The sequence below is a fragment of the Georgenia thermotolerans genome (assembly GCF_009193185.1).
Taxonomy (GTDB): domain Bacteria; phylum Actinomycetota; class Actinomycetes; order Actinomycetales; family Actinomycetaceae; genus Georgenia; species Georgenia thermotolerans.
Map to the genome: position 1 here is coordinate 1 of NZ_VUKF01000076.1, position 11,940 is coordinate 11,940.

The following is an 11,940-nucleotide window of genomic DNA, read 5'->3' on the forward strand; positions in this document are numbered from 1 at the left end:
CGGCCCGGCGGGCGCGGCGCCGGGGGCGGTTCGCCGGCCTCCGAGGCGGCCGCCGATGACCGCCGGGACCCCCGCGCCGGCCGGCGCCGAGGCGACGCCGCTGCGGACCGCCGTGCTCGGCACCGGGGCGTGGGGCACCACCTTCGCCGCCGTGCTCGCCGACGCCGGCTGCGCGGTGCGCATGTGGGGGCGCAGCGCCGACGTCGTGGAGGAGATCGCCTCGGCGCACCGCAACACCAAGAACCTCCCGGGCGTCGCCCTGCCGGCCTCCCTCACCGCGACCACCGACCTCGCGGGCGCCGTCGCGGACGCCGACGTCGTCGTCGTCGCCATCCCGGCCCAGTCGGTGCGCCGGGCGCTGGCGCCGCTCGCCGGGACGCTCCCGCCCGACGTCGTCGTCGTCTCCCTCATGAAGGGCGTGGAGCTGGGCACCGACCTGCGGATGAGCCAGGTGCTGGCGGCGGCCCTCGCCGTCGCGCCGGACCGGGTGGCCGTGGTCTCCGGACCCAACCTCGCCAAGGAGATCGTCGCCCACCAGCCCGCCGGCGCCGTCGTCGCCGCCGAGGACCCCGAGGTGGCCAAGCTCGTGGCCCGCGCCTGCGCCGCACCCTACTTCCGGCCCTACATCGAGACCGACGTCGTGGGCGTCGAGCTGGGCGGCGCGGTGAAGAACGTCATCGCCCTGGCCGTGGGCATGGCCCAGGGGCGCGGCTACGGCGACAACACCAAGGCCACCCTCATCACCCGCGGGCTGGCGGAGATCAGCCGTCTCGGGGCGGCCCTGGGTGCCCGGCCCGCGACGTTCGCCGGCCTGGCGGGGATGGGCGACCTCGTCGCCACCTGCGCCTCGCCCCTCTCGCGCAACCACACCCTCGGCGCCCACCTCGGCGCCGGCCGGAGCCTGGACGAGGCCATCGCCCTGACCGGCGGGACGGCCGAGGGCGTGAAGTCGTGCCGCTCGGTCCTCGACCTGGCCCGCCGCCACGGCGTGGACATGCCCATCACCGAGGCGGTGGTGGCGGTGCTGCACGAGGGGCTGCCGGTGGCGGAGATGACGCGCATGCTGCTCGACCGCCCGCTCAAGCACGAGCGCGCCTGACCCGGCCGCCCCGCGGCGGGGGTCCCGTCCGGCGCGCATCCGTCCGGCGCGTATCCGGCCGGCGCGCATCCGGCCGCCGCGGACCGTGGCGCAGGCCTGGCTGCGGTTGCCGCCCCGTCGGGCCCACGGGAGGCTGGGGGCTCGCGTCCCCGAGAGCTGGAGGTTCCCATGGCGGACAACGTCTACAAGGTCACCGAGATCGTCGGCACGTCGCCCACCAGCGTCGACGACGCCATCCGCGGGGCCATCGGCAAGGCCTCCGAGACGCTCCACGGGCTGGACTGGTTCGAGGTGGTCGAGGTGCGCGGGCACATCGAGGAGGGCCAGGTCGCGCACGTCCAGGTGACCCTCAAGGTCGGCTTCAAGCTGGACTGACGACCGGGCCCGCCCCGTCGAGCGTCGGGACCGCGCGAGCGGGAGGTCAGCCCCGGCCGGTCTGCACGTCCACGACGACGCGGGCCGGGTTGGCCAGGTGGAAGACCCGGAAGGGCACCTGCTCGTCGAGCCCGATGAACGCCTGGTTCTGGCCCTCGAAGATGCCCGCGACGTAGACCTCGTCGATCTCGTCGGTGCCCTTGGCAGCGTAGGAGCCCTGGGCGAGCTTGCCGGTCTCGCTCGGCTCGGGGTAGCGGAAGCCGGTGAGGACCACCTGGAGGGTGGCGTCGCCGGCGACGTCGATCTCGTCGCCCTTGCCCTCGGTGATGGCGCTGTCGACGTACTCCACCCGCCAGCCGGGGGTGTCGGCGCCCTCGAGGTCGAACACGACGCGCTCGAAGCCGTCGTGGGCCCCCACGCGCACCCCGACGGGCAGCAGGTCGCCGCCGGACCCCGGCCAGTCGGCCGAGCTCTGCGGCTCGGTGCTGAAGGGCGCGCCGGCGCCGGGGTCGTCGGTCTCGTCGGCCGGGTTGGCGGGCTGGGGCGTCTCGGTCGCGCTCGGGGACGCGCTCGGCGTCTCGGCCGGGGCGGAGCTCTCGGGCGCGGCGGACGCGCTCGTGCTCGCGCCGGCCGTGCTGGCGGGCTCCTGCCCGCCGGACGAGCACGCGGCCAGGGTCACCAGGGCGGCGGTGGCCGCCAGGACCACGCGGGGCGCTCTTCTCATGGCTCCTCCGTCACGTCGGGGCGGCTGGTGCCGCCACGGCCACCCTAGGGCGAGGGGCGCCGCGGGCCGGGCAGGCGGGCCGTGTTGATGCACATCTGTGACCGGGGCGAGGACGCCTCGCGCGTGGTGCCCCAGCCTGCACCGTCGCCCGGTGCTCCAGCCCGCACCGTCGCCCGGCGCCCGGTCACGCCGTCGCGCGCAGCGCCTGGTCGAGGTCCGCCCACAGGTCCTCGACGTCCTCGATCCCGACGCTGAGGCGCAGCAGGTCCGCCGGCACGGTCGGGGCCTCGGCGGGCAGCCGCCGTCGCCGCTCGAGGCTGGACTCCACCCCGCCCAGGCTGGTGGCCGGCACCCACAGGTGCACCGCGCGGGTCAGCGCGTCGGCCGCCTCGGCGCCCCCACGCGGGCGCAGCGTGATGATCGAGCCGAAGCCGTCCATGAGCGCGGCGGCCCGCTCGTGCTGGGGGTGGGTGGGCAGCCCGGGGTGCTGGACCTCCGCCACGAGCGGGTGGCCGGCCAGGCGCCGGGCCAGTTCGAGCGCGGAGGCCTGGGAGCGCTCGACCCGCAGCGCGAGGGTGCGCAGCCCGCGCAGCGCGAGCCAGGTCTCCCACGGCCCCGCGATGGCGCCGCCGGTGGTGCGGCGCGCGTGGATGCGCCCGCGCAGCGCGGGGTCGGAGGTCACCGCGGCGCCCATGACGAGGTCGGAGTGGCCGGCGAGGTACTTCGTCACCGAGTGGACGACGACGTCGGCGCCCTGGGTCAGCGGGCGCTGCGCCAGCGGCGTCGCGAAGGTGTTGTCCACCACCGTGAGCACGCCGGCGGCGCGGGCCGCGGCGGCCAGCGCGGGGACGTCGGCGACCTCGAGCATGGGGTTGGTCGGCGTCTCGATCCACAGCAGCGAGGCGGCCGGCCCGTCCGCAGGGGCGAGCGCGGCGATGACGGCGTCGGTGTCGGCGATGTCGACCTCGCGCACCACCCCGCCCTCCCGGGCGGTGAGCTCATGGGCGGCGGTGAGCGTGGCGAGGTAGGCGTGACGCGGGGCGACGATGGCGGTGCCCGGCGTGGCCAGGTGCAGCACGGCGTCGATCGCTGCCATCCCCGAGGCGAAGACGAGCGCGGGAAGGTCGGCCGCCTCGAGCTGGCCGACCGCCTCCTCCAGCGGCTGCCAGGTCTCGGTGTCGTAGCGCGCGTAGAGCCTCTCCGGCCCCGGCACGCCCGTGGAGACGTAGGTGCTGCTCAGCACGACCGGCGGGTTGACCGGCGCGCCCTGCTCGCGCGGGGGGCGTCCCGCGGCGACGGCGAGGGTGGCGGGGGACAGGCCGGTGTGCGGGCGGGACGCGGTGTCGGTCACGGGCCTCAGGGTAGGACGGTCGCGCGGCACCGGGGGCGGGGCGTCCAGTGGCAGGTACGCTCGCTGGCGATGAACACCGCACCCGAGACCGCCCCCGACGGCGCCGCCCCCACGGGCCCGGCCGCCGCCTCCGCCCCCACCTCGGCCGCCGGCTCCTCCGGCGGGAAGGTGCGTGTCGCCGTCGTCTTCGGCGGGCGCAGCGGTGAGCACCCGGTGAGCTGCGCGACGGCGGCGGGCGTGCTGCGGGCCATCGACCGCGACCGGTACGACGTGCTGCCGATCGGCATCACCCGGGCGGGGGAGTGGGTCCTCGTCGCCGACGACCCGACCCTCCTCGAGGGCGGGCGCGCCGAGATCAGCGCGGCCGACGCGCAGGTGCTCGTCCCGCTGGGCGAACGCGCCGGGGGCCTGGTCGTGGCCGAGCCGGGTCAGGTGCCCCAGGCGCTGGGGTCGGTCGACGTCGTGCTGCCGCTGCTGCACGGCCCCTTCGGGGAGGACGGCACCCTTCAGGGCCTGCTGGAGATGGCCGGGGTGCGCTACGTCGGCTCGGGCGTGCTCGCGTCCGCGGCGGGCATGGACAAGCACTACATGAAGGTCATCCTCGCCGGGCACGGCCTGCCGGTGGGTCCCTACACCGTCATCACCCCGCGCACGTGGCGCACCGACCGGGCCCGCGCGCTCGACGCCGCCGCCTCCCTCGGCTTCCCGGTGTTCGTCAAGCCCGCCCGCGCGGGCTCGTCGCTGGGCATCAGCAAGGTCGATCGGCCCGAGGACCTCGAGGCCGCCGTCGCCGAGGCCCAGCGCCACGACCCCAAGGTCATCGTCGAGGCCGGCATCGACGGCCGCGAGATCGAGTGCGCCGTGCTCGAGGGGCACGGCGACGACGCCCCGCGCACCTCCGTGCCGGGCGAGATCGTGCTCCACGGCCCGGCGTCGGGCTTCTACGACTACGAGACGAAGTACCTCGACACCGCGCCGCTGACCATGGCGGCGCCGGCCGAGCTGCCCGAGGACGTCGCCGCGCAGGTGCGCGCCCTGGCCGCCGACGCCTTCGACGCCCTGGGCTGCGAGGGCCTGGCCCGGGTGGACTTCTTCTACGACGGGCGCCGGGTGATCATCAACGAGGTCAACACCATGCCCGGCTTCACGCCGTTCTCGATGTACCCGCTGCTGTGGGAGAAGACGGGGTTGAGCTACCCCGCACTCATCGACGAGCTCATCCAGCTCGCGCTGGAGCGCGACGCCGGCCTGCGGTAGGCCCGTGCCCGCGTGGGTGCCCACACGGGTGCCGCGGTGGTTACTTCACGTCCCCGGCGCCCACGCAGGACCGCTCGGCCGGGACCACCTCGGCCGCGGGGGCCAGGTCGACGAGGAAGGCCGTGGGCTGGCCGGTGACGTGCTCGGCGGGCACGACCACCTCCACCGCCGGGACGCGCCCGTAGGTGACGAACGCCCACGAGCCGGTGCCCAGGGCCGCGTTGGCGGGGTAGTTGGGGTCGTCGGACTCGAGCTGGATCCAGTCGACCGACGTCCCGTCGGGCCGCTCGACGTTGATGCACCGGTCGGTGGTGGGACCCGTCGGCGTGACGCCGCAGCGCAGCGTGACGGCCGGCTCGGCGCCCCAGGCGGTGGTGGCCTGCGCCGTCGTCGACCGGCGCTCGAGGTCGCCCAGCCGGTCCGGGCTCGCCTGCAGCACCCGCGCGCACACCGGGTCCGCGGCCGCCGGGCCCGGCTCGAGCGTGACCCCCGGCGACCCGCACCCGGCCAGGAGGCCGGCGCCGGCGACGAGGGGCAGCACGAGGAGGCGTCGATGGAGGGGCACGTGGCCACTGTACGTCGGCCCGCCGGACGCCCCGCCGTCGGGTCGGGCCGGTGGCGTCGGGCCCGGTCGGGCCCTCCGGTCCGGGCCGCGCGACGGGCACCGGCGGCTACCGTGGACGGGTGACCGTGCCTGCCGACGTCGTCGCCGACCTCAACGAGGACGAGCTCATCGCCTCCTTCCTCCCGCTGCTGCCGCGCGGGAGTCGCACCCTCGTGCCCAGCGGCGACGACGCGGCCGTCGTCGCCGCGCCGGACGGGCGCTTCTGCGTCTCGACCGACGTGCTCGTGGCCGGGCACCACTTCCGCGCGGACTGGAGCTCGGGCGCGGACGTCGGCTGGCGCGCCGCGATGCAGAACCTCTCCGACATCGCCGGCATGGGGGCCGAGCCGACCGCCATGGTCGTCGCGCTGGTGCTGCCGCCGAGCACGCCGGTGGCCTGGCTGCACGACTTCTGCCGCGGCCTCGGCGAGGCGTGCGGTCCGCTGGGCGTCGGCGTCGACGGGGGAGACCTCTCGGCCGGGGAGCAGCTCGTCGTCGCCGTCACCGTCCACGGGGATCTCGGCGGGCGCGCCCCGGTGCTGCGCTCGGGCGCGCGGCCCGGCGACGTCGTCGCCCACAGCGGCCGGCTGGGCCGCAGCGCCGCCGGCTACGCGCTGCTGGCCTCCGGGCGCCGCGGCGGCGCCGACGAGGAGCTCATCGCCGACTTCCTGCGCCCCCGCCCCGCGCTCGCGGCCGGCCCCGCGGCCGCCCGCGCCGGGGCGAGCGCGATGATGGACGTCTCCGACGGCCTGCTGCGCGACGGCCGGCGCCTCGCTCGCGCCTCGGGGGTCGTGCTCGCGCTCGGCCCGCTGGAGGACACCGTCCCGGAGGCCCTCGCGCAGGTGGCCGACGTCGCCGCCCGCGTCGGCGTCGAGCCTGCGGACTGGGTGCTCGGCGGCGGGGAGGACCACGGCATGCTCGCGACCTTCCCGGCCGGGACCGCCCTGCCCGAGGGGTTCGTCGCCCTGGGCGAGGTGGCCGCCCCGACGGCCGAGCGCCCGGCGGGCACGGTCACCGTCGCCGGCGCGGTGCCCGACGTCGCGCCGGGGTGGGACCACTTCCGCGCCTGAGCGGGCTGCTCCTGAACGGATGCTCCTGAACGGGGTGCTCCTGAACTCGGTACGCCGGGACGCTCGCCTGCCTCAGGCGCGGGCGTAGCGCTCGCCTGCCTCAGGCGCGGGCGTAGCGCTGCTCGGCACGCGCCCGCGCCCGCGCCGCCTCGACCTCGCGGTTCCGCGGCGGGGCGGAGGTCACCAGGTCGTCGAGCAGGTGGCGGGTGATGTGCGCGATCTCCTCGACGGCGCGGTCGAACGCCTCCTGGTTCGCGCGGGAGGGGCGGGTGGTCCCGCTGATCTTGCGGACGTACTGCAGCGCGGCCGCGTGCACCTCGTCGTCGTTCGCGGCCGGCTCGAAGTTGTGCAGGGTCCGGATGTTGCGGCACATGGCGCCCAGGTTAGGGCGGCGGGTCGACCCCCGCAGCCCCCCGGACGGGCCATACTGTCCGGATGATGCCCACCGTCGAGCTCCACCTCCACCTCGAGGGGACCTTCGAGCCCGAGCTGATCTTCGCCGTCGCCGAGCGCAACGGCATCACCCTGCCCTACGGCGACGTCGAGGAGCTGCGCCGGCGCTACGAGTTCACCGGCCTGCAGAGCTTCCTCGACCTCTACTACGCCAACATGGCGGTACTGCGGCAGGAGCAGGACTTCGCCGACCTGACCCGGGCCTACCTGGGCCGGGCGCGGCGGGCGGGCGTGCGCCACGCCGAGGTCTTCTTCGACATCCAGGCGCACACCTCCCGCGGCGTGCCGGCCGAGGTCGCCCTCGGCGGGGTGAGCGAGGCGCTGGCCGCCTCCGAGCGGGAGTTCGGCATCTCCAGCGGGCTCATCGTGACCTTCCTGCGGCACCTGCCCGCCGAGGACGCGCTGGCGTCCCTGGAGGAGATCCTCCGGCTCGACGTCCCGCTGCTCGGCGTCGGGCTGTGCTCGAGCGAGGTCGGGCCGGCGGCGCCGTTCAAGCCGGTCTACGACCTGGCCCGGGCCCACGGGCTGCGCCGCGTCGCCCACGCGGGGGAGGAGGGCCCGGCGGCCAACGTCCGGGAGGTCCTCGACGTCCTCGGCGTCGAACGGGTCGACCACGGCATCCGCGCCCTGGAGGACGACGCCCTCGTGGACCGCCTCGTGGCCGAGCGGGTGCCGCTCACGCTGTGCCCGCTGTCGAACGTGCGCCTGCGCGTGCTCGACAACCTGGCGGAGTACCCGCTGCGCCGCATGCTCGAGCGCGGTCTGGTCGTGACGATCAACTCCGACGACCCGGCCTACTTCGGCGGGTACGTCGACGAGAACGTCCGCCAGCTCACCGAGGTGCTGGGCCTCTCGCTCGACGAGCTGACGACCCTGGCGCGCAACGGCGTCGAGGCCGCCTTCGTCGACGACGCCCGGCGCGCCGAGCTCGCCGCCGAGGTGGCCGCGTGGCGGGAGGCGCAGCTGGCGCTCCAGGGCTGAGCACCGCGCGTCCCCGGGGGCCGTCGGAGCATTCCCCGAAAGAAGTTCCGCGTCCGGTGCATCCAGATGCATGGACCCCGGTGAATACCTCCCGTCAGATCACCTCGCCCCTCCGGGGCGCGAACGCGGAGGAACACCATGCGCAAGCACGCAGCACTCGGCCTCGGCTCGCTCGGTCTCGCCACGGCCCTCGCCTTCATCGGCACCGCCGCGCACGCGGCGGACGACGCACAGCTCTCCGTCCTGCACGGCGTCCCCGGCATGACGGTGGACGTGTGGGTCAACGGGCAGCGCACCCTGGACGACTTCAAGCCCGGCCAGCTCGCCGGACCGCTCGACCTTCCCGCCGGGACGTACACCGTGGCGATCACCGCCTCGGACGCCACCGACGACTCCAACCCGGCCATCGGCCCGGTGGACCTGTCGCTCGCCGCGGGCGGCAACTACACCGAGGTCGCACACCTGAAGGAGGACGGGTCGCCCACGGCGACGCTGTACACCAACGACACCAGCGCCACGGCGGCCGGGCAGGGCCGCCTGGTGGTTCGCCACGTGGCGGCCGCCCCCGCCGTCGACGTCCTCGCCGGCGGGAAGCCGGTCATCACCAACCTGTCCAACCCGAACGAGGCGACGCTGGACCTGCCCGCATCGACCGTGAACGCGACCGTGGCGGCCACCGGCACGACCCAACCGGTGCTCGGCCCGGCCGACGTGCCGGTCAAGGAAGGGGCGGACACCATCGTCTACGCCTGGGGCAGCCTGCAGGACGGCAACCTCGCCCTGGCCACCCAGACGGTCGAGGGCATGAGCTCGGCGCCCGCCGGCGTGCCGACGGGGCAGGTCGAGGTCAAGGAGGGGACCGCGCCCGCGCTGTGGGCCGGCCTGGCCCTCGTGCTCGGATCGGCGGCGGTCGTCGGCACCCGGCGGGTGGCGGCGCGGCGAGTCACGCAGGACTGAGCCCGTGAGGCACCACCAGAAGGGTCGGCGCCTCGCCGCCGTGCTGGTGGGGGCCGCCTTGCTGGGGGGCTGCGCGGCGGGATCCGCGCAGCCCCCCGCGGGCTCCGCGGCAGCGCCCGCACCGGCCTCGACCCACGAGCCGGCCCCGGCCGGAGCCCCCGCGGCCCCCGTCCCGTCGGCATCACCCGACGGGGCGGTCCTCGTCCCGCCCGTCCCGGTCGCCTCGGCCGCACTCGGCGCCGCCACGGCGGCGCCGGCGGTCGCGCCCACCAGGATCATCGACGACCAGCTCGGTTTCGACGTCCCGGTCGATCCGGTCGGAGTGCGCGAGGACGGCGCCATGCAGATTCCCGACGACGCCGCCCGGGCCGGCTGGTACCGGTTCGGACCCGGCATCGGCCAGCAGCGCGGCACCGCGGTTGTCGCGGCGCATGCCGGCTCGCGCATCACCCCGCGCGGGCCGTTCTACGAGCTGCGCGAGTCCTCGGTGGGGGACACCGTGCGGGCGGTCGCCGCCGACGGCACGGAGACGGTCTACCGGGTCGTCGCGGTCGAGCGGCTGAGCAAGGCGACGATCGACCTGGCGCAGTACTTCCGCCGCGACGGTGAGCCGCGGCTGGTACTGATGACCTGCGGTGGCCGGTGGAACAAGGCTCGCCAGAGCTACGAGGACAACATCGTCGTCACCGCTATCCTCGTCGACAGGTGACGCGGACGTGCCGGGACGTGCGCGATCAGCGCTGGGGGTGAGGGACGTCGACGAGGAGGCCGCGGACGACCGGCTCGCCGAGGACTTCGCCGCGGGCCGGCCCAGTGCCGTGCACGCCGTCTACCGGCGCTGGTCCCCGCTCGTCTACACCATCGCCCTGCGCTCGCTCGGGTCCGTCGCCGACGCGGAGGACGCCACCCAGCAGGTCTTCGTGGCCGCCTGGCGCGGCCGCGCGGGGTATGACCCCACCCGGGCGCCGCTGGCGTCGTGGCTGGTGGGGATCACCCGGCACGTCGTCGCCGACGTCCATGCCCGGCGCGGCCGGGAGCGTCGCGCGCAGGATGCCGCGACCGCCGCCCTGCACGAGCCTGCGGCCGAGCCGGAGGACCCGGCGCGGGTGGTGGACCGGGTGGTGGTCGCCGACGCCGTGGCAGGCTTGGGCGAGCCCCAGCGGCAGATCCTCGCGCTGGCCTTCTACGACGACCTGACCCACGCGCAGATCGCCGAGCGGGTCGGCCTGCCGTTGGGCACGGTGAAGTCACACATCAGGCGGAGCCTGCAACGCCTGCGCACCCGGCTGGAGGTGGCGGATGGACCATCCTGACGAGGAGACCCTCGCGCTCCTCGCGCTGGGTGAGGACGCCGGCGGGGCGGAAACCGCCGCCCACGTCGCCACCTGCCCGGACTGCCAGGCCGAGCTCGCCGCCCTGCGGCGGGTGACGCAGGCCGGCCGGGGGGCCGGCGCGGCGACGCTGGAGCGCCCGTCGGACGTCGTCTGGGCCCGCATCGCGACCGAGCTCGGGCTGCCCGAGGAGGCCGGTGCCGCCGAGGCGGCGCCCGGCGCGGCGGCCGCACCGGCCACTACCGCACCCCAGCCCACGGAGGAGCGCCCGGCGCGCCGGGGCTGGCGGCGTCGCGTCGTCTGGGTGGCGGCGGCCAGCTTCGTCGTCGGCGTCGGCGGCACCGTGGCCGTGCAGCGCCTGGCCGCTCCGTCGCCCCCGCCGGAGCAGACGCTCGCGGCGGCCACGCTCGAGCCGCTACCGGGCTGGCAGGCGCAGGGGCAGGCCAGCGTGCACGAGGTCGACGGGCGCCGGGTGCTCACGGTGGACCTGCCCGAGGTCCCCGGTAGCGGCTACCGCGAGGTGTGGCTGATGGACGCCAACCTCACCCGGCTCGTCGGCCTCGGCGTCCTCAGCGGCACCGAGGGCCAGTTCGACCTGCCCGCCAACCTCGACCTGCGCGAGTTCCGCGTCGTCGACGTCTCCGAGGAGCCCTACGACGGCAACCCTGCCCACAGCGGCGACAGCATCGTCCGGGGCAAGCTGACCTGAGCGGGGCCCGGCACGCCAAGGGCCGCGCACCTCGGTGCGCGGCCCTCGAGTCTGGTGCGGGTGCGTCAGACGGCGCGGACGACCTTGTCGGCCTTGAGGCACGAGGTGCACACGTTGACGCGCTTGGGCGCGCCGTTGACGAGGGCGCGCACGCGCTGGATGTTCGGGTTCCAACGGCGGCTGGTCCGCACGTGGGAGTGCGAGACGCTCTTGCCGAAGCTCGGGCGCTTGCCGCAGACGTCGCAGGTGGCAGCCACGGTCGTTCTCCTGATCTTCTCGCTGCATGCACGACCGGGCGGCCGCGCACTGAGGTTCTTAAGGCCCGTGAGGACGCAGGCAGGACCTGTCCGGGACGGGCAACCTGAACAGAGTACCCGAGAGCGTCGCCCCCGCCCAACCGTCCGGCGCGCGGGGCGCCGTGGCGTCCACCACAGCCGTGCGAGTGGCGAAGGTGGCGTGTCGGTGCGGGCGACTAACCTGCGGGAGAACTGTATCGCCACGCCAGGGGAGGTCCCGTGTCCACGCCGCTCGCCGTGCTCGACGCCGCCGCGGTGCGGGCGTGGTTCGAGCACGCGCTGCGGTCGCTGCTGCTCGTGCGCCGCCAGGTGGACCGGCTCAACGTCTTCCCCGTCCCCGACGCCGACACCGGCACCAACCTCGTCCTCACCCTGGCCGGGGCCGCCAAGGCCGTGGGCGAGCTCGACCCGGCGGCGGACCTCGCCACGCTGACCCGGGCCGCCGCCGACGGCGCGCTGCTCGGTGCCCGGGGAAACTCCGGCGTCATCGTCGGCCAGTGCCTGCAGGCGCTGGCGGAAACCTTCGTCGGCGTCGACGAGGCCTCGCCGGCGCTGCTCGCCGGCGCCCTGACCGCCGCGGACGAGCAGGCCCGCGCGGCCGTGGTGCACGCGGTGGAGGGCACCATCCTCAGCGTCGCCCGCGCCGCGGCCGGGGCCGCCCGCGCCGCGGCCGACGGCGACCTCGCCGCCACCGTCGCCGCGGCCTCGCGTGCCGCCCGCGACGCGCTCGCCG

15 protein-coding genes are annotated in these 11,940 nt (G+C 76.0%); 10 read left to right on the forward strand and 5 right to left on the reverse strand.

Going from position 1 to position 11,940, the window contains the following annotated elements; translation table 11 throughout:
• Positions 1–55: 55 nt before the first annotated feature.
• Together GD970_RS20745 and GD970_RS20750 are read left to right on the forward strand one after the other, a co-directional pair.
• Positions 56–1,099: an NAD(P)H-dependent glycerol-3-phosphate dehydrogenase gene (locus GD970_RS20745; protein WP_152204787.1), complete on the forward strand. Its 1,044-nt coding sequence runs from the start codon at positions 56–58 to the stop codon at positions 1,097–1,099.
• A 168-nt stretch (positions 1,100–1,267) separates the two neighbouring features.
• Positions 1,268–1,474 (forward strand): dodecin, encoded by a 207-nt coding sequence (locus GD970_RS20750; protein ID WP_152204788.1) that lies wholly within the window; start codon positions 1,268–1,270, stop codon positions 1,472–1,474.
• A 46-nt stretch (positions 1,475–1,520) separates the two neighbouring features.
• On the opposite strand, the gene GD970_RS20755 is transcribed toward GD970_RS20750, so the two are convergent.
• On the reverse strand, positions 1,521–2,198 hold the full coding sequence (locus GD970_RS20755) for an AMIN-like domain-containing (lipo)protein (protein WP_152204789.1): 678 nt from the start codon (positions 2,196–2,198) through the stop codon (positions 1,521–1,523).
• A 184-nt stretch (positions 2,199–2,382) separates the two neighbouring features.
• Positions 2,383–3,549: a trans-sulfuration enzyme family protein gene (locus GD970_RS20760; protein ID WP_226925514.1), complete on the reverse strand. Its 1,167-nt coding sequence runs from the start codon at positions 3,547–3,549 to the stop codon at positions 2,383–2,385.
• Between the two features lie 69 nt (positions 3,550–3,618).
• Here GD970_RS20760 and GD970_RS20765 point away from each other — a divergent pair, with 69 nt between their 5' ends.
• On the forward strand, positions 3,619–4,806 hold the full coding sequence (locus GD970_RS20765) for a D-alanine--D-alanine ligase family protein (RefSeq protein ID WP_152204790.1): 1,188 nt from the start codon (positions 3,619–3,621) through the stop codon (positions 4,804–4,806).
• A gap of 40 nt (positions 4,807–4,846) precedes the next feature.
• Here GD970_RS20765 and GD970_RS20770 read toward each other — a convergent pair whose 3' ends face one another.
• Complete coding sequence (locus tag GD970_RS20770; protein ID WP_152204791.1) at positions 4,847–5,371, reverse strand: DUF3515 family protein; 525 nt, start codon at positions 5,369–5,371, stop codon at positions 4,847–4,849.
• A 119-nt stretch (positions 5,372–5,490) separates the two neighbouring features.
• Here GD970_RS20770 and GD970_RS20775 point away from each other — a divergent pair, with 119 nt between their 5' ends.
• Complete coding sequence (locus GD970_RS20775) at positions 5,491–6,480, forward strand: thiamine-phosphate kinase (RefSeq protein WP_152204792.1); 990 nt, start codon at positions 5,491–5,493, stop codon at positions 6,478–6,480.
• Between the two features lie 100 nt (positions 6,481–6,580).
• Here GD970_RS20775 and GD970_RS20780 read toward each other — a convergent pair whose 3' ends face one another.
• Positions 6,581–6,853, reverse strand: coding sequence for a DUF2277 domain-containing protein (locus GD970_RS20780; RefSeq protein WP_152204793.1), 273 nt, complete (start codon positions 6,851–6,853; stop codon positions 6,581–6,583).
• Positions 6,854–6,915: 62 nt separating this feature from the next.
• Between GD970_RS20780 and GD970_RS20785 the strand changes: the two genes are divergently transcribed.
• The 5 genes from GD970_RS20785 to GD970_RS20805 all read left to right on the forward strand — a co-directional run bounded on the left by GD970_RS20785 (position 6,916) and on the right by GD970_RS20805 (position 10,911).
• Positions 6,916–7,914, forward strand: a complete 999-nt coding sequence (locus GD970_RS20785) for an adenosine deaminase (protein ID WP_152204794.1) — start codon at positions 6,916–6,918, stop codon at positions 7,912–7,914.
• Between the two features lie 138 nt (positions 7,915–8,052).
• Positions 8,053–8,871: a DUF4397 domain-containing protein gene (locus GD970_RS20790; RefSeq protein WP_152204795.1), complete on the forward strand. Its 819-nt coding sequence runs from the start codon at positions 8,053–8,055 to the stop codon at positions 8,869–8,871.
• Positions 8,872–8,875: 4 nt separating this feature from the next.
• Positions 8,876–9,580: a class F sortase gene (locus tag GD970_RS20795; RefSeq protein ID WP_152204796.1), complete on the forward strand. Its 705-nt coding sequence runs from the start codon at positions 8,876–8,878 to the stop codon at positions 9,578–9,580.
• Positions 9,581–9,617: 37 nt separating this feature from the next.
• Positions 9,618–10,184, forward strand: a complete 567-nt coding sequence (locus tag GD970_RS20800) for an RNA polymerase sigma factor (RefSeq protein WP_226925515.1) — start codon at positions 9,618–9,620, stop codon at positions 10,182–10,184.
• Entirely contained in the window at positions 10,171–10,911 is a 741-nt protein-coding gene (locus GD970_RS20805; RefSeq protein ID WP_152204797.1) for an anti-sigma factor, read from the forward strand. The genes GD970_RS20800 and GD970_RS20805 overlap by 14 nt, the downstream gene beginning before the upstream one ends.
• A 65-nt stretch (positions 10,912–10,976) precedes the next feature.
• Here GD970_RS20805 and rpmB read toward each other — a convergent pair whose 3' ends face one another.
• Positions 10,977–11,168 (reverse strand): 50S ribosomal protein L28, encoded by a 192-nt coding sequence (rpmB, locus tag GD970_RS20810; protein ID WP_152204798.1) that lies wholly within the window; start codon positions 11,166–11,168, stop codon positions 10,977–10,979.
• Between the two features lie 258 nt (positions 11,169–11,426).
• Between rpmB and GD970_RS20815 the strand changes: the two genes are divergently transcribed.
• The coding region (locus GD970_RS20815; protein ID WP_152204799.1) for a DAK2 domain-containing protein at positions 11,427–11,940 on the forward strand (514 nt) is incomplete at its 3' end.

Excerpts from the sequence above, each read along its gene's own strand:
- GD970_RS20785 (WP_152204794.1), top strand. The coding sequence starts at position 6,916 with ATGATGCCCACCGTCGAGCTCCACCTCCACCTCGAGGGGACCTTCGAG.
- GD970_RS20765 (WP_152204790.1), top strand. The coding sequence starts at position 3,619 with ATGAACACCGCACCCGAGACCGCCCCCGACGGCGCCGCCCCCACGGGC.
- GD970_RS20750 (WP_152204788.1), top strand. The coding sequence starts at position 1,268 with ATGGCGGACAACGTCTACAAGGTCACCGAGATCGTCGGCACGTCGCCC.
- GD970_RS20780 (WP_152204793.1), bottom strand. The coding sequence starts at position 6,853 with ATGTGCCGCAACATCCGGACCCTGCACAACTTCGAGCCGGCCGCGAAC.
- GD970_RS20805 (WP_152204797.1), top strand. The coding sequence starts at position 10,171 with ATGGACCATCCTGACGAGGAGACCCTCGCGCTCCTCGCGCTGGGTGAG.
- GD970_RS20790 (WP_152204795.1), top strand. The coding sequence starts at position 8,053 with ATGCGCAAGCACGCAGCACTCGGCCTCGGCTCGCTCGGTCTCGCCACG.
- GD970_RS20745 (WP_152204787.1), top strand. The coding sequence starts at position 56 with ATGACCGCCGGGACCCCCGCGCCGGCCGGCGCCGAGGCGACGCCGCTG.
- GD970_RS20755 (WP_152204789.1), bottom strand. The coding sequence starts at position 2,198 with ATGAGAAGAGCGCCCCGCGTGGTCCTGGCGGCCACCGCCGCCCTGGTG.